Origin of the sequence: Bradyrhizobium sp. CB1015 (assembly GCF_025200925.1) — a bacterium.
GTDB lineage: Bacteria > Pseudomonadota > Alphaproteobacteria > Rhizobiales > Xanthobacteraceae > Bradyrhizobium.
Window position 1 is genome coordinate 4202714 of the sequence record NZ_CP104174.1, and the last position, 18129, is coordinate 4220842.

The following is an 18129-nucleotide window of genomic DNA, read 5'->3' on the forward strand; positions in this document are numbered from 1 at the left end:
CCCGCCTCGAATCCAAAACCCGAAAAACAACCCCATGCACAGTAGAACCGCGACCTGGCGGTCGCTGGCGGTCGCGGTGCTTAAGTCGCGATACGGCCTGGTGTTATCGCCGCGCGGGCGCAAAGGAACGGAAAGCGTGCGTCAGGAGCGCAAGCGGCGTCCATCCCCTCGCTGTCATGCCCCGGCTTGACCTGGCTTGACCGGGGCATCCAGTACGCCGCGGCATCCTGGTTCAGTCACTGGCGTCACGGAGTACCGGATCGCCCGGTCGAGCCGGGCGATGACAGCGGAGTATGACGAGAATGCGCTCCGCAATGACAGAGCAAACTACCGCCACCTTCTATGCAGCCACAGCCACTGCTCCGGATGCTCTCGCACCCAGCTCTCCACGACGCTCGTGATCGCCTGCGTCGTGCCCTGGATGTCGATCTTGCCATCGGAATCGCGCACCGGCTGGATCTCTTCGGTGAGCTCGCCGCGGAAGCGGCCATCGGGCAGGCGGATGATGCGCACGCCGTGGATCGGGCACTCGACCTGGCGCAGGAGGCGCGCCAGCATCGGATTGGCGCGGGTCTTGCGGCCGAAGAACGTGACCTCGACGCCAGCCGTCAGATATTGGTCGATCAGCATGGCGACGTGCTTGCCGTCCTTGAGCGCCTGCGCGAGCCGCAGCGGCGCATCGCGCCCCGCCGGGATCAGCGTGCCCATGTTGACCTGGCGCATCTCCTGGATGATGCGATCGGCCGAGGCGATGTTCGGGCGGCGATAGAGAATCGCGGTGTCCAGTCCATGCGCGACCGCGGCGAGCGCCGGCAATTCCCAGTTCGCAAGATGCGCGGCGAAGATCAGCGCCGGCTTGCCGTCGTCGCGGATCTGGTCGAACAGCTCGATGCTGCGTTGGGGAATCTCGATCCGGCTCTTCTCCGGATGGTCGCGCTCGTAGTCCCAGACCTGGTCGATATGGGCGAACTCGGCGCCGACGCGGCCGAGATTGTCCCAGACGCCCATCAGGATCCGTTCGATCTCCTCCGGTGACCTCTCGGGGAAGGCGGCGGCGAGATTGGCGCGGCCGATGCGGTGCTCGCGCAGGCGCGGCCCGATCAGCTTCACGGCACGCGCGAAAAAGTCCGAGGTCTTGGCCGGATCGAAATAGCGCGTGGTGCGCAGCATCGAGACGGTCGCGGCGCCGATCAGGCTGCCGCCGAGCGATTTGGCAGCCTCCCGCGCGCGGGCCTTCGTGCTCGCAGGAAGCAGCCTCATGCGTCCGGTCAGGCCGGTTCGCGGGTCAGGATCAGCGAGGCGTTCTGGCCGCCGAAGCCGAACGAGTTCGACATCACTGCAGTGACGCGGGCATCGCGCGCCTTGTTGCCGACGACGTTGAACAGGATCGTGGGATCCGGATTGTCGTAATTGATCGTCGGCGGAATGCGCTGATGCTCGAGCGTGAGCAGCGAGAAGATCGCCTCGACTGCGCCGGCGGCCGAGATGGTGTGGCCGACCATCGACTTGTTGGAGGTGACCGGAATCTTCTGCGCGAGCTCGCCGAACACGGCCGACGTCGTGTTGAACTCCATCTTGTCGTTCTCGGGCGTCGCGGTGCCGTGCGCGTTGATGTGGTCGATCTGGTCCGGCGTCATGCCGGCGTCGGCCAGCGTCTTGTTCATGCAGCCGATGATCGGCTTGCCGTCGGGCGAGGAGCGGGTGCGATGGAACGAATCGGTGAGCTCGCCGCAGCCGGCAATCACGCCGAGAATCTTTGCGCCGCGCGCGGTGGCGGCTTCATAGCTTTCCAGCACGAGCGCGCCGGCGCCTTCGGCCATCACGAAGCCGTCGCGGTTCTTGGAGAAGGGCCGGGAGGCCGCCTGCGGCGGCTCGTTCTGGGTCGACAGCGCCGACAGCAGCGAGAAGCGCACCAGCGCTTCCGGGTTCACGGTGCCGTCGGTGGCGACGCACAGCGCCGCGTCGGTCTCGCCGCGGCGGATCGCCTCGACGCCGAGCTGGATCGAGGTGGCTCCGGACGCGCACGCCGTCGACAGCGAGATCGGCGAGCCCTTGGTGCCGAAGGTCTCGGCGAGATAGGCGGCAACCGAGCCGAACATGAAGCGATGATGATAGGCGCTGTACTTGCCGCCGCCGGAAATGCGGAGCAGATCGTCATAGGTGATGTCTTGCTGGCCGACGGCGCGACCGAGCTCGCGACGCTGCGGCCATTCGACCTCGACCGGCGCGACCGCGAGGAAAAGCGGACCCGGGAAATCGGCCTTGGCGCCGATGCCGGCCTGCTCCAGCGCTTCCTGCGTTACCAGCTCGGCCATCCGCTCGGACAGGGCGGTGGAGGAGAACGGATCGGCGCTGACGAAATCGACCGTGCCGGCCATCGTGGTCTTGAGGCCGTCGACCGGAAAACGCGTGATGGTGCGGATGCCGGATTCGCCGGCGACGAGCTTTGCCCAATTGTCGGATTTGCCGGCGCCGAGCGAGGTCATGATGCCCATGCCGGTGACGACGACGACGGGACGCCCGAGTTTGTCGCGTGGTGCAGTCATGTCGATCCCCGCTTGAGCTGGTTAAACTGCCTCGACCAGCGCAATGCCTTCGCCGCGCCAGTGTCCGGCTCCCACCACCACGATCTGGGTGGGCGCGCCCTGCATTTCAATCTCGGTCCCCGTGGAATCATTCGGCGGAAACAGCGCGCCGCGCGAGATCGACAGGGCGGCGAGGGCAATGCCGAGCGGAAATTGCGTTTCCATGGCGTGGCCGAACACCGTGCCGGTCGAGCGCACCGGAAAGTCGGCATGGCTCTTCAGGAAGTCGCGCTCGTCCGAGGTCGCGGGCTCCGCGCCGGTCGCTCCCGTAATGATCGCGCCCTTGCCCTCGCGCTTGGGCAGCTTGGCCCACAGCTTCTCGAGCGTCGCAGTCATGTCGCCGGGCTGCTTGCGTTTGGCAAGGTCTGCGACGACGCTCGACAGCTTTGCGAACGGCTTGGCGCCGCGCGCTTGTGCATGTGCCTTCGACTCCAGCACCAGGAAGGCGCCGGCCGAGCCGAGCGCGAAGCCGGGATGGTCCTTGCGCGCCCATACGGGTGCGAACTTGTGCTTCAGGTTGAAGTCGCCGAATTCGTAGAGGACGAGCAAGTCCTTGCGTTCGCCATTGTGCGAGCCGCCGACCAGCGCGATGTCGCTCTCGCCCGAGGCGATGCGCGCGAGCGCGATGCGGGCGGCATCGGCGCCGGCGACCTCTTCGCCCATGAAGGTGCGCGAGGTGCCCCCTAAGCCGTGCACGATGGCGATGTTGCCGGCGAGCAGGTTGGAGAGCTGGGCCAGGAACAGCGTCGGCCTGAGATCGCTCATCAGCCGCTCGTTGAGGAAGCCCGGCGCGTTGGCGCCCTTGGCCTCCGCGGTGAGAATGCCGCTGTCGACGTTGATGTCGCGCTCTCCGCCGCCGGCGGCGACGACCATGTCGATCTTCGACAGGATGTCCTTGTTGCCTTTGATGCCGGCGGAATCGAGCGCAAGACCGGCGGCATAGGTGCCGATGCGCTGCCAGGCTTCCATCTGGCGCTGGTCGCCCTTCTTCGGGATCTGGCTGTCGAAGGATACCGGCAGCAAGGGATGCACGATGTAAGGCGCAAAGCCCTTCTCGTCGACATTGATGCGCTTCTCGGAAAGCGCGGCCCAGTTGGCGTCGAGGCCCTCGCCGAGCGAGGTGGCGAGCCCAATGCCGGTGATCCAGACCTCGGTCTGGCCCGGCTTCAAAGCGGGAGTGTCAGTCATGACGATATGGCCTGTTGCGGAAATCCGACGCGCTTGGCGATGGCGTCCATGTGGGAGCGCATATCCGCATTGGGGAAGGGAATTAGGGTGAAGGTGAGCGCCGCATTCGCGCGCAGCTTGCCGCCGACCCGGATCTTGGCCTCGGTCATGGCATAGCCGGAGCCTTCATGGGTGAGGCTCGCCTCGATGCTCATGAGTTCGCCCGGGAAGACCGAGCCGCGGACCTTGGCCTCCCTCACGGCGGCCAGGATCGGCATGCGTTCGAACCTGAACACGCCGAGTTGAAGCCAGCCCGAGGCCTGCGCCATCGATTCGATCAGGAGCACGCCGGGCATCAGGGGATAACCCGGGAAGTGCCCCTCGAAAATGGTGCTTTCCTGCGGGACCTGCGCTTCGACGACGATCGTCTTCTCGTCGACCTTGAGGTCGACGATGCGATCGATCATGTGGAAGTATTCGAGTTGCATGACTGCGCCCTTAGGCGCTCGCGCCCTTGGCCGCAACCAGTTCGTCGATGCGGGCGCACAGGTTCTTCAGCACGAAATATTGTTCGGTGGTCGCCTTGCCGTCGTTGACCTCCTGAGTCCACTTCTCCAGCGGCAGCTTGATTCCGAACTGCTTGTCGATCGCAAAGGCGATATCGAGGAAATCGAGGCTGTCGATGCCGAGGTCATCGATGGCATGGCTATCCGGCGTGATCGTGTCGCGCGGGATGTCGCAGGTTTCAGCGATGATCGTGGCGACCTGATCGAATGTGGATGACATCACTAAGCCTTTGATATATTGTAGGTATTTGTCAGATTGTCCAGAGTGGCACGGTGGCTGGGCATCGCGCCCCTGATGACGCCCTCAAACCCCCCTCTGGCCGGGTCGAAAGCCCGTATATCGGAGCGCCGCCCTGAGTTCAATGGAGCCGGGCAGGCCCCGGGGGACAGCAACGGACAGGGCTGGGGATGCCGGCTGGGACCCTTCCGCAGCGAGGTCCGTGCCGGGCCGGTTCTAAATGTGCGGTGTCGTGATCTTGACGCAGTCGCGGCGGCCCATCAGCACGCAATCCTGAGTCCGGCGCAGGTCGGCGATGCTGACCGCGAGCCAGATACCGATCGCCGTCAGCGCGATGGTGAAGGCCAGCGCCGCGATATTGGCAAGCATGCGCTGGCGGAAATTATTGGGCTCGGCGCGCGGCTGCTCGTAGCGCGACAGGTCCAACCGTTCGGGCGTGACGCGCAGCGGTTGCACGGTGCCATTGCCGCGCTGGACCCCCGAGGAAGGCGGGGTGCGCGGCCTGAACTGGAGCACCCGGTGCTCCTCGTCAGAGCTTATGGGCCGCTGGTTGTTCATGGGGCGAGGACCACTCCGAAGCGGCAATTTAGATAGCATAGGTGAGGCACGCGTTGCAGAAAATCTTCTCAATGCCCGCGTGTATTCGTGCGTTCGTACCATTTGTGCACGGGCCGGTGTGCAGCGATCTGGGGACCGGCCGTCGCCCCGGTGGCCCACGTTGGGCTGCAACGCTGGCATCCCGAAAGCCATTGCGGTCGTCCTTCATCCGGTCGGTATCGACTTGTGATCTGCGCGTGCTCCGAACGGATTTTGCCGCCGCGGGGCCCATGGCATAGTCGCGGGAACCCGAACCGTTAGTTGCATCCATGCGAGGGGCTTCGATCATGACCACGACCAACGCGCGCGAGCCGAGAGTGCATCCGGTTCCGATCCTGTCGCTCCGGCCGACGCAGATGACGGTCGGCATGCGCGAGGTCAAGGAGAAGCGGAAGCGCTGGCGCGAGCATGGCAAGAACAAGCAGGCGGATCTGCTCGGCAAGCACATGATCCCCGTCGTTTACGGCCCCGATGCACGCTACTACGTGATCGACCATCATCACCTCGGCCGCGCGCTGCACGACGAGGGCGTCAAGGAGGTGCTGGTGACCATCGTCGGCGACCTCAGGATGGTGGAGCGCGAGGCTTTCTGGGGCGTCATGGACAACAAACGCTGGGTCTATCCTTACGACGCCAAGGGCGAGCGGCGGTCGTTCCGCGACCTGCCGAAATCGGTCGCCGACCTCAAGGACGATCCGTTCCGCAGCCTTGCCGGCGAATTGCGCCGCATGGGCGGCTTCGCCAAGGACACCACGCCGTTCTCCGAATTCCTGTGGGCCGACTTCCTGCGCCGGCAGGTCTCGCGCAAGGCGGTGGAGGCCGATTTCGACAAGGCGCTGGAGAAGGCGATGGCCGCGGCCAGAAGCAAGAACGCGATCTATCTGCCCGGCTGGTGCGGTCCGGCGGACGACGATTAAAAGTATTTACGTCAGTCGCGCTGGAAGATCCTGGCGCCGGGGTAGGCGCGGCGGGCGTAAGTGACCACCAGCGCGCGGTCCTGGGTGTCCAGGAACGGCGTTCGGATCTGGGACGATCCGACGATGAGGTGCCACAGGCCATTGAGCTTCTGGATCACGATCTTCATTTGCGTCGTCCTCGATGACTCCCATTCCAGCGAATGTTGCTTGTCGCCGCAGTGCCTGGGATCGCGGTCGCGGGTACGAAATACCCAACACGCCCGGCGCTGCAAAACACGTCCACCCCAGTTAGTTGGTTACGGAATGCGCCCGGATAAGCCGGATCTCATCACAGCCGCTTGAGCGAAATCAATTTCCGCGCCCACGACACCGTCCTGAAACAGAGCCGTCCCATCTCTATGGGGTAGTCGAGCTCACACAGGAGGCGAACATGCGCCGTCTGGCTTTCGTAGTTGCCTTGCTCGCGGTCGCTTCGGCGGGAATCTCTGCATCCTTTGCCGCGGTCCACCACGCCAAGACGTTGACGTTCGCGGAGCGCTTTGCTCCGGCGCTCGAGTTGATGGCGAAGCGCTAGCGGCATAGCGCCGCCAAGCCGTGAGCGATGCAGCGGCTGCGCGCTCCGAGGCGGACATCGCGTCGCACCTTGCGAGCGATGACGGCCGGGTCAGGCTTGACCTGTCGCAAATCTGCCTCGCCCTGACCGGCTAAGGTCTGCCTGCATGGTTGCAGAGACAGCGTTGCGCCCCGATGCCGAGGGCCCGGGCTCCAAGTCATGCAGATTTTGGAGGCACGGCCATGAGCGTCATCTTTCGCATTCTCTTTGTCCTCGCCGGCGCGATCACGGCGCTGTTCGTCGCGCGTGACGCACTGAATTTCACCATCATCCAGACCTTCGTCGCCGTCCTGCTCGCCACCGCAATCGTCGGTGCCGGCACCCTCTGGAGCTTGCGTCGAAAGTCGTGAGCGATGTGCAACGCGCAAGTGCGGCCGGCCTGAGTGAGACCGAGGCCCGGGCGAGGCTCGCGGCAGACGGCCCCAACGAACTGCCTCGGCCGGAACGACGCAGTCCGCTGCGCATCGTGGTGGACGTGCTGCGCGAGCCGATGCTCCTGCTGCTGCTTTGCGGCGGGCTGATTTACCTTGTGCTCGGCGATCTCAAGGAGGCGCTGATCCTCGTGGCGTTCGGGGCGATGTCCATCGTGATCACGGTGGTGCAGGAGACCCGGACCGAGCGCGTGCTGGAAGCCTTGCGCGACCTGACCAGCCCGCGTGCGCTGGTTGTGCGTGACGGTGCGCGCCGGCGAATTGCCGGCCGCGAGGTCGTGCAGGGCGACCTTCTCGTTCTCGGTGAAGGCGATCGCGTCCCCGCCGACGCCGCGCTCGTCGAGGCGCGGGACTTGCAGATCGACGAGTCCCTGCTGACCGGCGAGTCGATGCCCGTCCGCAAGAAGATCGCCGACAAGGTCACAGCGGCCGGTCACCGGCCCGGCGGTGAGGATCAGCCATTCGTGTATTCCGGTTCGCTCGTCGTGCGCGGTGAGGGGCTGGCGCTGGTCGAGGCCACCGGGCCGCGCAGCGAGATCGGGAAGATCGGGCTGTCGCTTCGCGGCCTGCAGGCCGAGCCGCCGCGGCTTCAGCAACAGACCGCAAGGCTGGTGCGGCTCTGTTTTCTCGGCGGCGCCATCATCAGCCTGGCCGCGATTGTGCTCTACGGCGTCTCGCGCGGCGACTGGCTGCAGGCGCTGCTGGCAGGCGTCGCCATCGGCATGTCGATGCTTCCGGAAGAATTTGGCGTCGTGCTCACGGTGTTCATGGCAATGGGCGCGTGGCGGATTTCGCGTGCCCGCGTCCTGACGCGGCGAGCCGCCGCCATCGAGGTCCTCGGCTCAGCGACAGTCCTGTGCACCGACAAGACCGGAACGCTGACGCAGAACCAGATGTCGGTCGCCGAGCTGCGCTTGCTCGATGGGACGCGCCTGCGTGCGGAGGCGTCCGGACAGGATCATGTCGGGCCCGAATTCGCCGAACTGGCGCGCTGCGGGGCGCTGGCAAGCTCTCCGGAGCCGTTCGATCCGATGGAGAAGGCGCTGCACGTGTTCGCGCGTGATGTCCTGCGGGACGGCGATGCGATGGATGGCGGGCGGACGCTGGTGCGCACCTATGGTCTGCGCCCCGAGCTGCTCGCCATGACCCAGGTTTGGCGGACATCCGCAACGGCGGACCTCATCGCATGCGCCAAGGGCGCGCCGGAAGCGATTGCGCGCCTGTGCAGGCGGAACCAGGCCGATCGGGAGGCCGTGCAAACTGCCGTCGGCGCGATGGCGAAGGACGGGCTTCGCGTGCTGGGATTGGCGGTTGCCGTGTGCGATGACGCTTCATTGCCGGCATCCCAGGAGGCTTTCGTATTTCGCTTCGTTGGCCTGGTCGGCCTTGCCGACCCGTTGCGGCCTCATGTTCCGGAGGCGGTTCGCGAATGCCGTTCGGCCGGCATCCGGGTCGTCATGATCACGGGCGATTATCCGGCGACCGCCATGGCGATCGCCGGGCAAGCCGGGCTCGACGTCAATGAGGTCGCAACCGGGGAGCAGGTCAAGCTCGCGGACGACAGCGAGCTCGAGACACTCGTCAGGAACGTGAACGTCTTCGCGCGGGTTCTGCCGGAGCAGAAGCTGCGGATCGTCCAGGCGCTGAAGCGCGGCGGCGAGATCGTTGCGATGACGGGCGATGGCGTCAACGACGCGCCGTCGCTGAAGGCCGCCCATATCGGGATCGCGATGGGTGGCCGCGGCACCGACGTCGCCCGCGAGGCATCCTCGATCGTCCTGCTCGACGACGATTTCAGCTCCATCGTCGCATCCATCCGCCTCGGGCGCCGGATCTACGACAATCTGCGCAAGGCCATGGCCTTCATCTTCGCGGTTCACGTTCCGATCGCGGGCCTTGCGCTGCTTCCCCTGGTGTTCGGGCTGCCGCTGGTGCTCGGCCCGGTGCACATCGCCTTCCTGGAGCTGATCATCGATCCCGTCTGCTCGCTGGTGTTCGAGGCCGAGCGGGAGGAGCGCGACGTCATGAAGCGTCCGCCGCGGCGTGCCGACGCGGAGCTGTTCTCGTGGCCCCTGATCGCCTGGAGCATTCTGCAGGGCGCGATGGCCTTCGCCTTGATCGCCGTGATCTTCGTCGCAGCGCTTCGTTCCGGCCTTCCGCCCGATGAGGCTCGCACCCTCGCGTTCTTTGCGCTCGTCGTCTGCGTCCTCGCGCTGGTGCTGGTCAATCGATCCTTCAGCGCATCCTTCTTGTCTGCCTTCTTCCGTCCGAACGCGGCGCTGCTCTGGATATTCCTCTTGATTGCGCTCGTTCTCGCCACAGCCTTGTTCTGGCCGCCGGCCTCCGGTCTGTTTCGCTTCGGGCCGCTGCATGTTGACGATTTGATGATCACGCTCGGCGCGGGACTATTGGTGCTTACGGCGCTCGAACTGCTGAAGCCGCTTTGGGGCCGGCGGTTACGATTCTAGCTGCCCTCGCGGCGATCCACCTTCGGCAAGGTCTCCGCTTGGTGCGGATCCTCCTTGCCGCCAAGAGCACGATGCAGCCAGCGCTCGAGACGGCGACCGATCGTGAGCAGAACGAACGCGAAGGTCAGTGCGACCAAAACGATCCGCCATTGCCCGGTGCCGCAGACGATGCCCAGGCAGGCGGCGAGGAAGGTGCAGGCGGCACTGGTCAGGCCGCGCACGCGAAAACGCTCGCTCTCGTGGACGATGACGCCGGCGCCGAGGAAGCCGATCCCGGTGAGGATGCCCTGGATGACGCGGCTCGCTGCGTCGGTGATCTTGCCGGGCTCGGCGAACTGGACTGCGAGCAGCACGACGGTCGCAGTGGAGAGCCCGACAATGCCGAGCGTCTTCAGCCCGATCGGCTTGCCGTGCAGGTCGCGGTTGAGGCCGATCGCGCCGCCGGCGAGCGTCGCTGTGCCGAGGCGCAGCAGGATTTCGGACCAATCGAGCTCGGTCATGGCGCCTCGATCATGTCTTCGGCAGGCGGCCCATCAGATAGAACTCCTCGTTCGGCCGCATGCCCGTGAAGTTCGCCAGCCGGTTCGACAGCGCGAAGAAGGCGGAGATCGCGGCGATGTCCCAGATGTCGTCGTCGCTGAAGCCGTGCGGTGCGAGCGCCGCGAAATCGTCATCGGAAATCCGCTGCGCGTCAGCCGAGACCTTCATGGCGAAATCGAGCATCGCCTTCTGCCGCGGCGTGATGTCGGCCTTGCGGTAGTTGATCGCGACCTGGTCGGCGATCACAGGGTTCTTGGCGCGGATGCGCAGGATCGCGCCATGGGCGATCACGCAATACTGGCACTGGTTCGCGGCCGACGTCGCCACCACGATCATCTCGCGCTCGGCCTTGGTGAGGCCGCCGTCCTTCTCCATCAGCGCGTCGTGATAGGCGAAGAAGGCGCGGAACTCGTCGGGGCGGTAGGCCAGCGTCAGGAACACGTTCGGCACGAAGCCGCTCTTCTCCTGCACGGCAAGAAGACGCGTGCGGATGTCGTCGGGCAGCGTGTCGATGGCTGGGGCGTGAAAGCGTTGCGTGGCGGTCTTTGTCATGGGCATGGATTCCGGGCTAGGGGCGGGAACCATAGTCGATGCGGGGGGCGGGCTCAACGCGCCGCTCTCGTGCCCCGGACGCGGCGCAGCGCCTCTTCGGCGGTGCGCTGCTGAGCCGGGGCCCAGCTTTGCCTAAGGGCGGTGATCGTGGGCCTCGGTCCCGGCTCAGCGCAGCAGCGTTGCACGCTGCGGCGCGTCCGGGACACGAGCGATGTGCTACCGCAGCGGCTTCTTCAGCAGCGAGAAGCGGTCCGGGTCGAGGCCCATCGACGGCTGCAGCATCGGGGCTTCGACGCTGGACATCGTCTTCGCCGGCGGCGCCGAGAAAACCGGATCGTTCGGCACGTCGCGCTGCGAGGTGGCACCGCGCCAGCGCTCGAGCACGGCGCTGACGAAATGCATGTCGTGGCCCGAGGTGACGGACGGCACGCTCGAGATGGTGGCTTCGCCGCGCGGCAATTGGTGCGGCGGCACCTCCTTGAAGCGCAGCCGCGTCGGCAGCGCCACGCCTTCGCCGAACGCCAGCACCTCGCGGGTGCCGAGCGACGGCACGAAGGAGAGCAGGTTCGCGGCGGCATCCGACACCGCGGCGCGCAACAGCGCCTGGTCGCGGTCGTTGGCGAGGCGCATCGTGAACAGCGTGTTGCACTGGGAGATGATGGTGGCGTCGAGCTCGGCCGGGCGCTGGGTGATCAGGCCGAGATAGACGCCGTATTTGCGGCCTTCCTTGGCGATGCGCGACACCGCCTTGCGGGTCGGGCCGAAGCCGATGTTGCGGTCGGCGGAGGCATAGCGGTGCGCCTCCTCGCAGACGAACAGCAGCGGCGAGACGCCGTCGCTCCACAGGCCGAAGTCGAAGGCCATGCGGCAGAGCACGGACACGACCGAATCGATCACCTCGGCCGGAAAGCCGGCGAGCTGCATCACCGTCATCGGCTTGCCGTTGGCGGGCAGGCGGAACAGATGGCTGATCACCTCGGCCATGGTGTCGCCGCCGACATTGGCGTTGTCGAACATGAAGGCGTAGCGCGGGTCGTTGCGCACCGCCTCGATGCGCGAGATCAGCTTGTGATAGATGATGCGCGAGGAGCGGTTCTCGAGCTTGCCCATGCGTTCGTCGATCAGCGACAGCAGGTCGACGAGGCGATAGGGCACCGGCGTATCGACGGTGTAGCCGATCTGCTTGGGATCGATGCGCTTGAGGCCGATGCGATCGGCGTTCTGGTACTGGGTGTAGACGCCCTTGGCGAGCGGGATCACCTCGGCGAGGATGTCGAGCTCTTCCGGCACGCCGGCGCGGCCGCCGAACAGCACGTCGACGATTTCCTCGAAATTGAACAGCCAGAACGGCAGCTTCAGGTTTCGCGGGTTGAGCACCAGCGCGCGGTCGCCGAAGCAGCGGCCATATTCGTTGTGCACGTCGAGCAGGAAGATGCGCAGGTTCGGCCGCGCCTTCAGGATCTCGTTGAGCAGCAGCGAGACGCCGGTCGATTTACCGACGCCGGTCGATCCCAGCACCGCAAAATGCTTGGACAGCATTTCCTCGACGTCGACATAGGCGATGACCGAGCGGTCCTGCTGGAGGAAGCCGACATTGATCTGGTCCGAGCCGGTCGGCGCGTAGATCGTGCGCAACTCCTGGCTGGTGATCAGGTCGACGGCATCGCCGATGGTCGGATAGTTGGTGACGCCGCGCTGAAACTTGGCCTTGTCCGCGGCATTGAGAATCTCGCCGAGCAGGTCGACCGAGGCGATGGCGATGTAATTGTCCGAGCTCGACAGATTCTCGCAGGAGACCTCCGTGATCATCGCAACGATGACCGAGCTGGCACAACGAATGCTGACGAAACGGCCGACGGTCGCCCGCACCTCCGAGATCGGCATCCGGCTTTCCGCCAGAAGCCCGACCCGGGCGAGCGATCCGCGAACCGAAATCACGCGTCCAAAGGATGTCACGATCAATGAACCTGGCAAGAGCAAGGGATTTGCCCGGACTATGGCCGGCCGTCGCTGCACAAACGGTTAAACGCCGGGCGCGCCCGCTCCGTTAAATCCGTGGTAATTCGGTCCGGAGCCTTGTCGCCAATGCCTGCTCATGGGCGGAATCACCGTGAAAAGACTGCATTTCCGGACCTTTAGGCCGGTCCTTAAGGAAGAGTTTACCATTCGAGCAGGCCTTTCGTCCGCCCATCGGTCCGGTCAGGCCCCATTCGCAGCAGGGACGCTGGCTGCTTTTGTTGACGGGACCTAATGATTTGTACATTAGTACAAATGAGGGCACCGCACGCAAGGCCCGCCCGCGCGTTGTGCCGTGCGCGTCTCAATCGCGCCGCCCGGTCAGGCGGATCGCAGCCATGCTCCAGGAGGAAACCATGCAGCCCGAACCGATCCTCGATCTCGCCCATCTCGGCCACATGGAGCTGCTGACGCCGAAGCCGGACGAAAGCCTGAAATTCTTCGTCGATGTCATGGGCATGACGGTCAGCGGACAGAAGGGTGAGTCGGTCTATTTGCGCGGCTGGGACGATTACGAGCGCTATTCGCTCAAGCTCACGGCATCCAAGACCTCGGGCATGGGCCACATGGCGCTGCGTGCGCGCAGCCAGCAGGCGCTGGAGCGGCGCGTCGCCGCACTGAAGGGATCCGGCTTCGACATCGGCTGGATCGACGGCGACATGGGGCAGGGGCCGACGTTCCGCTGCCGCGATCCCGATGGCCATATCGTCGAGCTCTATTACGAGACCGAATGGTATCAGGCGCCGCCCGAACTCAAGCCTGCGCTGAAGAACCAGGCACAGCGCTTTCCCGCCCGCGGCGTCAATGTCCGCCGCCTCGACCATCTCAACTGCCTCGCCGTCGACATCAAGGCCAACCGCGAGTTCTTCGAGACCTATCTCGGCTGCCGCCTTACCGAGCAGATCGTGCTCAACGACGGCCGTGAAGCTGCGATGTGGCTGACGATGTCGAACAAGAGCTACGATTTCGCCTATTCGCTCGATCATTCGGGCGTGCCGGGCCGCTTCCACCACGTCACCTACGCCCTCGACAGCCGCGAGGAGATTCTGCGCGCCGCCGACATTTTTCTCGAGAACGGCGTGCACATCGAGACCGGGCCGCACAAGCACGCGATCCAGCAGACCTTCTTCCTCTACGTCTACGAGCCCGGCGGCAACCGCGTCGAAGTCGCCAATGCCGGCGCACGCCTCATCCTCGCGCCCGACTGGAAGCCGATCGTGTGGACCGAGGAGGAGCGCAAGAAGGGCCAGGCCTGGGGATTGAAGACGATCGAGTCCTTCCACACCCACGGCACGCCGCCGGTGGAGGTGAAGAAGCACGGCTAATTGGCAGACGCGCGCACCTTTTCGATCGTCTCGCGCACGCCGGTCCAGGCCGGCTTGCCAGGTGCGAACTGCCGGCGCAGGAAGCTGACGAGCTGCTCGATCTGCGCGTCGCTCATGCTGTTCCTGAAGGCGGGCATGTAGCCGAGATCGCTCGAGGCGGGCTCCGCGATGCCGTGCAGGATCACTTGCACCAGATTGTCCGAGGTGGCGCTGTGCAGATTGCTGTTGAGCGCGAGCGAAGGCCTTGTGCCGAACAGCGGCAGGCCGCCGACCTCGTGGCAGACGGCGCAGGCGCCTTGGTAGAGGCGCGCGCCGGTCGACGACGCGACTGTGACCTGGGTCGCGCTCTCGAGCCTGGTGGCGAGCGCATCCTGCGCCTGTTGGTCGACCGCGGCGTCGTTGAACGAGTTGAGATAGAGCGCCATCGCACGGATGTCCTGATCGGGCAGAGCCCTGAGATCCCGGATGATCGGCGCCATCGGGCCGGCGGCGACGCCGTGGTAACGCGAATGTCCCGTGCGCAAATAGGCGTAGAGCTCATCCTCGCTCCACGGGATCGGCGCCTGCGAGAGCGAGGTCAGCGCCGGTGCTTCCCAGCCCTCGGCAAAGCCGCCGGCGAGATAGGCCTCGCGCTGCTCGGCGCCGAGCGCGTTGCGCGGCGAATGGCAGGCGCTGCAATGACCGAGGCTCTCGACCAGATAGGCGCCGCGATTCCACAGCTCGGACTTGGCGGGATCTGGCTTGAACTCGCGCGCCTGGTGGAACAGCGCATTCCAACCCGCCAGCAGCGGGCGGAGATTGAACGGGAAGGCGAGCGTGTTGGCCGGCGTCGACGCGCGCACCTCAGGCTGCGCCATCAGGTAAGCGTAGAGCGCCTGCAGATCGGCGTCGCTGGTCTTTGCAAAATGCGGGTAGGGGAAGGCGGGATAGAGCTGGCGTCCGTCGCGATGCAGGCCATCCCGCATGGCACGCTCGAAGGCGGGGTAGGACCAGGCGCCGATCCCGGTCTCGACGTCGGGCGTGATGTTGGTTGCGTAGATCGTGCCGAACGGCGTTGCCAAGGCGCGGCCGCCGGCGTTTGGTGCGCCGCCGACGGCGGTGTGGCATTCGGCGCAATTGCCGAGCGCGGCAAGCTGCTCCCCGCGCGCGATCGTTGCCGCTGAATAGACCGACGCATCGGGCCGCGCGATCGGCGCGATGGCGCGTCCCGGCAGAAGCGCGGCGCCAATGCCGATCGCGGCGGTGCATACGGCTGCGATCGTTGCGAAGATGCCGGCCCGCCTGGCGAACGGGTTCTCCCAGATGCGAGACGGAGGCGGGGCTGGCGGCGCGGGCAGGGCCTGCGGCGTCGCCGGTGCTTCGCCGTGCAATCCCTTGAGGATGCGCTCGGGCGTGAACGGCGGCTCGCGGAAGCGCACGCCGGTGGCGTCGAAGATGGCGTTCGCAATCGCCGCCGCACTCGGCACCGAGGCGGACTCGCCGACGCCGAGCGGCGGCTGATCCTGCCGCGGCAGCATCAGCACGTCGATCTTGGGCACGTCGGGGAAGGGGATAATGGGATAGGCGCCCCATTCGCGCGCGGCCACCGCGCCGCGCTCGAACGAGACCTCTTCCATCAGCACGCGGCTGGTGGACTGGATGACGTTGCCCTGGATCTGGTGGCGCACGCCGTCCGGGTTGATCATCAACCCGGAATCCTGCCCCGCGACGACGCGCGTCACGCTGACATCGCCGGTCGTCTTGTTCACCGCGACGTCGGCAACCCAGGCCGACCACGCCGCGCCATAGCCCGGAAACTTGCTGTGCACGTAGAGCGCATAGGCAAAGCCGCGCCCGTGCACGACATCGCCGTCCTTCTCTTCGCGGACCGGCCGCGGCGTCCAGCCCGCACGCTCGGCCACCGCATTGACCAGATCGACCGCGCGCGGGTCCTTCAGATAACGAAGACGATATTCGATTGGGTCGACGCCGGCTTCGGTTGCAGCCTCGTCGATATAGGATTCATGCGCAAAAGTGTTCGGCAGGGCCGAGACGCCGCGGAACCAGGATGCGCGGACGATCGGCGACATGTCGTGGGCGACCACGCGCATGTGCTCGTAATCGTAGGGCGGGATCGCGGTGCGGTCGCCCATCTGGAGCACCGCGGGCTCCGGCGAGAGGCGGCTGGTCAGCAGCAGCGCCAGCGTCGGCGCGGCATTCGAGGGATAGCGCGTGGCAAGGTCGTAAGCAGCAATGCTGCCGTCAGCGCTGAGGCCGCCATTGACGTCGATGAGTTGTGCAGTGCCTTTGGGCTCCCAGGCGTGCTCCTGCTCGCGCGTCAGCTGCACGCGGACGGGACGGCCAACGGCGCGCGACAGCAGGAGCGCATCGGCGGTGACGTCGTCGGCGCAGTTGCGGCCGTAGCAGCCGGCGGCCTCCAGTCGGATCACCTCGATTTCGCTCTCGGGGCGCTCGATCAGCAGCGCCAGATCGCTGCGCAGCACGTGGGGATTCTGCGTGCCCGACCAGACGCGGATGTTCCCGTCGCTATAATCGGCGACGGCGCAGGAGGGGCCGATCGAGGCGTGCATCTGATACGGCCAGACGTAAGTGCGCTGCATCGGCTTGGCCGCGCCCGAGATCGCGGCTTCGACGTCGCCCTTGTCGATCAGCGTGCGCGGTGTCGATGGATTGGCGCGCAGCGCGGTCTCGACATCGGCGAGGTCGGTCAGCGTCGGCGTCGGCTTCCAGCTCACCTTGAGCCGCTCTGCCGCACGGATCGCAATCTCCTCGCGCTCGGCGACGACGCCGACAAAATCGCCGATCCGCACCACGGCCAGGAGGCCAGGAATGTCGCGCACGGAGGATTCGTCCACAGCGATCAGGCTGGTGCCGACGAACGGTCCGGCATCGACGCCGGCATAGGGCGGCCGCACCACGCGGCCATGCACCATGCCTGATACGCGGACGTCGTGCACGAAGGTCAGCTCGCCCGTGGCTTTGGCAGGTAGATCGACGCGCGGCACCGAGTGGCCGACGATGGCGTAGTCGCCGACCGGCTTGAGCTGCACGTCGTCGGCCAGCTCGAGGCGGATCGCCTCGTCGCCGATGAGCTCGCCATAGCTGATGCTGCGGTTGTCGTGGCCGCGAACGAGCCCGTCCTCGATCTTGAGCTCGGCTTCCGGCAAGTCCAGGCGTTCCGCCGCGCGCGTGATCAGAAAGTGCCGCGCTTGCGCCGCGGCCTTCCGCAGCGGCACTGCGGTGATCTGGATGGTCTCGCTCGCGATCGTCGCGCCCTGGTTCGGCACCACGGCCGTGTCGCCGAGCACGACGACGACTCGGGCAAAGGAGACGTCGAGCTCTTCGGCGACGATCTGGCCCAGCGCAGTGCGGATACCGGTGCCGAGATCGACATGGCCATTATAGGCCGTGACCGAACCGTCCGCGGTGATGCGGATGAAGGTTTCCGATGTGACCTCGTCCACGCTGCGCGCGACGATGAGCGAACCCGCGCGCTCAGCTCCGTTCGAAACAAGGGAGGCCATCAATCTGCGGCCTCGGTGAGCTGGCCCGATGCGCGCATCACCGCGCGGAGGATCTCGATATGGGTGCCGCAGCGGCAAAGATTGTAGCGCAGCGCCGCCAGCACCTCCTGCTCGGTCGGCTGTGGATTGATCGCGAGCAACGCCTTGGTGGTCATGATCATGCCGTTGAGACAGTAGCCGCATTGCGCGGCCTGCTCGTCGATGAAGGCCTGCTGCACGACGTCGGGCTGGTCGCGGGTGCCGAGGCCTTCGAGCGTCACGATGTCGCGCCCGGCGCAGCCGCTCACCGGAATCACGCAGGAGCGTGCCGCTCGTCCGTCGATCAGGACAGTACAGGTGCCGCATTCCCCCAAGCCGCAGCCGTATTTCGGGCCGTTCAGCGCGAGGTCGTTGCGCAGCACGTAGAGCAGCGGCGTGTCCCGCGCTGCCGTGACCTCGTGGATCCTGCCGTTCACGGTGAGGCGGATCGGTGTCTGCGTCATCCTCGTTCCCAAGCCCAAGACAATACCAAGATCATGCAATCGCGAAAATCCGCCGCCGCCGCGACGATACCGTTTGTACACAAACGTGCAAGCCGTGCATGCCGCACT

17 protein-coding genes are annotated in these 18129 nt (G+C 65.8%); 5 read left to right on the top strand and 12 right to left on the bottom strand.

From position 1 onward, the window contains the following. Positions 1 to 327: 327 nt before the first annotated feature. The 6 genes from N2604_RS19230 to N2604_RS19255 all read right to left on the bottom strand — a co-directional run bounded on the left by N2604_RS19230 (position 328) and on the right by N2604_RS19255 (position 5114). Positions 328 to 1260, bottom strand: a complete 933-nt coding sequence (locus N2604_RS19230; RefSeq protein ID WP_260376169.1) for a lipid A biosynthesis lauroyl acyltransferase — start codon at positions 1258 to 1260, stop codon at positions 328 to 330. 8 nt (positions 1261 to 1268) lie between these two features. Continuing rightward, positions 1269 to 2546, bottom strand: coding sequence for a beta-ketoacyl-ACP synthase (locus tag N2604_RS19235; RefSeq protein ID WP_260376170.1), 1278 nt, complete (start codon positions 2544 to 2546; stop codon positions 1269 to 1271). Between the two features lie 21 nt (positions 2547 to 2567). Further along, positions 2568 to 3773, bottom strand: coding sequence for a beta-ketoacyl-ACP synthase (locus tag N2604_RS19240; RefSeq protein ID WP_260376171.1), 1206 nt, complete (start codon positions 3771 to 3773; stop codon positions 2568 to 2570). Continuing rightward, a complete protein-coding gene (locus N2604_RS19245) occupies positions 3770 to 4240 on the bottom strand; it encodes a 3-hydroxyacyl-ACP dehydratase FabZ family protein (RefSeq protein WP_260369854.1) in 471 nt (156 codons plus the stop codon). Before N2604_RS19245 ends, N2604_RS19240 begins: the two co-directional genes overlap by 4 nt. A gap of 10 nt (positions 4241 to 4250) precedes the next feature. Continuing rightward, positions 4251 to 4538 carry an acyl carrier protein gene (locus N2604_RS19250; RefSeq protein ID WP_007592476.1) on the bottom strand — a complete coding sequence of 96 codons (288 nt, stop codon included), beginning with the start codon at positions 4536 to 4538 and terminating at the stop codon, positions 4251 to 4253. A 234-nt stretch (positions 4539 to 4772) separates the two neighbouring features. Then, the gene (locus N2604_RS19255; RefSeq protein ID WP_260369855.1) at positions 4773 to 5114 is read right to left on the bottom strand and encodes a hypothetical protein; all 342 of its coding nucleotides are present in this window, start codon (positions 5112 to 5114) and stop codon (positions 4773 to 4775) included. 326 nt (positions 5115 to 5440) lie between these two features. On the opposite strand from N2604_RS19255, the gene N2604_RS19260 reads away from it, so the two are divergent. Continuing rightward, positions 5441 to 6070: a ParB-like protein gene (locus N2604_RS19260; RefSeq protein WP_260369856.1), complete on the top strand. Its 630-nt coding sequence runs from the start codon at positions 5441 to 5443 to the stop codon at positions 6068 to 6070. 11 nt (positions 6071 to 6081) lie between these two features. Here N2604_RS19260 and N2604_RS19265 read toward each other — a convergent pair whose 3' ends face one another. Continuing rightward, entirely contained in the window at positions 6082 to 6237 is a 156-nt protein-coding gene (locus N2604_RS19265; protein ID WP_165637160.1) for a hypothetical protein, read from the bottom strand. 263 nt (positions 6238 to 6500) lie between these two features. Between N2604_RS19265 and N2604_RS19270 the strand changes: the two genes are divergently transcribed. From N2604_RS19270 to N2604_RS19280, 3 genes are all read left to right on the top strand, one after another. After that, positions 6501 to 6644, top strand: coding sequence for a hypothetical protein (locus N2604_RS19270; RefSeq protein WP_198399654.1), 144 nt, complete (start codon positions 6501 to 6503; stop codon positions 6642 to 6644). Between the two features lie 221 nt (positions 6645 to 6865). Continuing rightward, positions 6866 to 7033: a hypothetical protein gene (locus N2604_RS19275; RefSeq protein ID WP_260369857.1), complete on the top strand. Its 168-nt coding sequence runs from the start codon at positions 6866 to 6868 to the stop codon at positions 7031 to 7033. After that, positions 7030 to 9582, top strand: a complete 2553-nt coding sequence (locus tag N2604_RS19280; RefSeq protein ID WP_260369858.1) for a cation-translocating P-type ATPase — start codon at positions 7030 to 7032, stop codon at positions 9580 to 9582. The genes N2604_RS19275 and N2604_RS19280 overlap by 4 nt, the downstream gene beginning before the upstream one ends. Here N2604_RS19280 and N2604_RS19285 read toward each other — a convergent pair. From N2604_RS19285 to N2604_RS19295, 3 genes are all read right to left on the bottom strand, one after another. Continuing rightward, positions 9579 to 10082: an MgtC/SapB family protein gene (locus N2604_RS19285; protein WP_260369859.1), complete on the bottom strand. Its 504-nt coding sequence runs from the start codon at positions 10080 to 10082 to the stop codon at positions 9579 to 9581. The two genes, N2604_RS19280 and N2604_RS19285, sit on opposite strands and share 4 nt — an antisense overlap. 10 nt (positions 10083 to 10092) lie before the next feature. Further along, positions 10093 to 10674: a peroxidase-related enzyme gene (locus tag N2604_RS19290; RefSeq protein ID WP_260369860.1), complete on the bottom strand. Its 582-nt coding sequence runs from the start codon at positions 10672 to 10674 to the stop codon at positions 10093 to 10095. A 216-nt stretch (positions 10675 to 10890) separates the two neighbouring features. Then, a complete protein-coding gene (locus N2604_RS19295) occupies positions 10891 to 12630 on the bottom strand; it encodes an ATP-binding protein (RefSeq protein ID WP_036001369.1) in 1740 nt (579 codons plus the stop codon). A 416-nt stretch (positions 12631 to 13046) separates the two neighbouring features. Here N2604_RS19295 and N2604_RS19300 point away from each other — a divergent pair, with 416 nt between their 5' ends. Then, entirely contained in the window at positions 13047 to 14015 is a 969-nt protein-coding gene (locus tag N2604_RS19300; RefSeq protein ID WP_260369861.1) for a catechol 2,3-dioxygenase, read from the top strand. Here the strand turns inward: N2604_RS19300 and N2604_RS19305 are convergent. Continuing rightward, positions 14012 to 17539 carry a molybdopterin-dependent oxidoreductase gene (locus N2604_RS19305; RefSeq protein ID WP_260369862.1) on the bottom strand — a complete coding sequence of 1176 codons (3528 nt, stop codon included), beginning with the start codon at positions 17537 to 17539 and terminating at the stop codon, positions 14012 to 14014. The two genes, N2604_RS19300 and N2604_RS19305, sit on opposite strands and share 4 nt — an antisense overlap. Continuing rightward, positions 17539 to 18021, bottom strand: a complete 483-nt coding sequence (locus tag N2604_RS19310; protein WP_260369863.1) for a (2Fe-2S)-binding protein — start codon at positions 18019 to 18021, stop codon at positions 17539 to 17541. Before N2604_RS19310 ends, N2604_RS19305 begins: the two co-directional genes overlap by 1 nt. Between the last annotated feature and the right edge of the window lie 108 nt (positions 18022 to 18129).

Coding starts and splice junctions, on each gene's coding strand:
- N2604_RS19275 (WP_260369857.1), top strand. CDS start 6,866: ATGAGCGTCATCTTTCGCATTCTCTTTGTCCTCGCCGGCGCGATCACG.
- N2604_RS19250 (WP_007592476.1), bottom strand. CDS start 4,538: ATGTCATCCACATTCGATCAGGTCGCCACGATCATCGCTGAAACCTGC.
- N2604_RS19260 (WP_260369856.1), top strand. CDS start 5,441: ATGACCACGACCAACGCGCGCGAGCCGAGAGTGCATCCGGTTCCGATC.
- N2604_RS19245 (WP_260369854.1), bottom strand. CDS start 4,240: ATGCAACTCGAATACTTCCACATGATCGATCGCATCGTCGACCTCAAG.
- N2604_RS19255 (WP_260369855.1), bottom strand. CDS start 5,114: ATGAACAACCAGCGGCCCATAAGCTCTGACGAGGAGCACCGGGTGCTC.
- N2604_RS19270 (WP_198399654.1), top strand. CDS start 6,501: ATGCGCCGTCTGGCTTTCGTAGTTGCCTTGCTCGCGGTCGCTTCGGCG.
- N2604_RS19290 (WP_260369860.1), bottom strand. CDS start 10,674: ATGACAAAGACCGCCACGCAACGCTTTCACGCCCCAGCCATCGACACG.
- N2604_RS19285 (WP_260369859.1), bottom strand. CDS start 10,082: ATGACCGAGCTCGATTGGTCCGAAATCCTGCTGCGCCTCGGCACAGCG.
- N2604_RS19265 (WP_165637160.1), bottom strand. CDS start 6,237: ATGAAGATCGTGATCCAGAAGCTCAATGGCCTGTGGCACCTCATCGTC.
- N2604_RS19240 (WP_260376171.1), bottom strand. CDS start 3,773: ATGACTGACACTCCCGCTTTGAAGCCGGGCCAGACCGAGGTCTGGATC.
- N2604_RS19235 (WP_260376170.1), bottom strand. CDS start 2,546: ATGACTGCACCACGCGACAAACTCGGGCGTCCCGTCGTCGTCGTCACC.
- N2604_RS19310 (WP_260369863.1), bottom strand. CDS start 18,021: ATGACGCAGACACCGATCCGCCTCACCGTGAACGGCAGGATCCACGAG.
- N2604_RS19305 (WP_260369862.1), bottom strand. CDS start 17,539: ATGGCCTCCCTTGTTTCGAACGGAGCTGAGCGCGCGGGTTCGCTCATC.
- N2604_RS19230 (WP_260376169.1), bottom strand. CDS start 1,260: ATGAGGCTGCTTCCTGCGAGCACGAAGGCCCGCGCGCGGGAGGCTGCC.
- N2604_RS19300 (WP_260369861.1), top strand. CDS start 13,047: ATGCAGCCCGAACCGATCCTCGATCTCGCCCATCTCGGCCACATGGAG.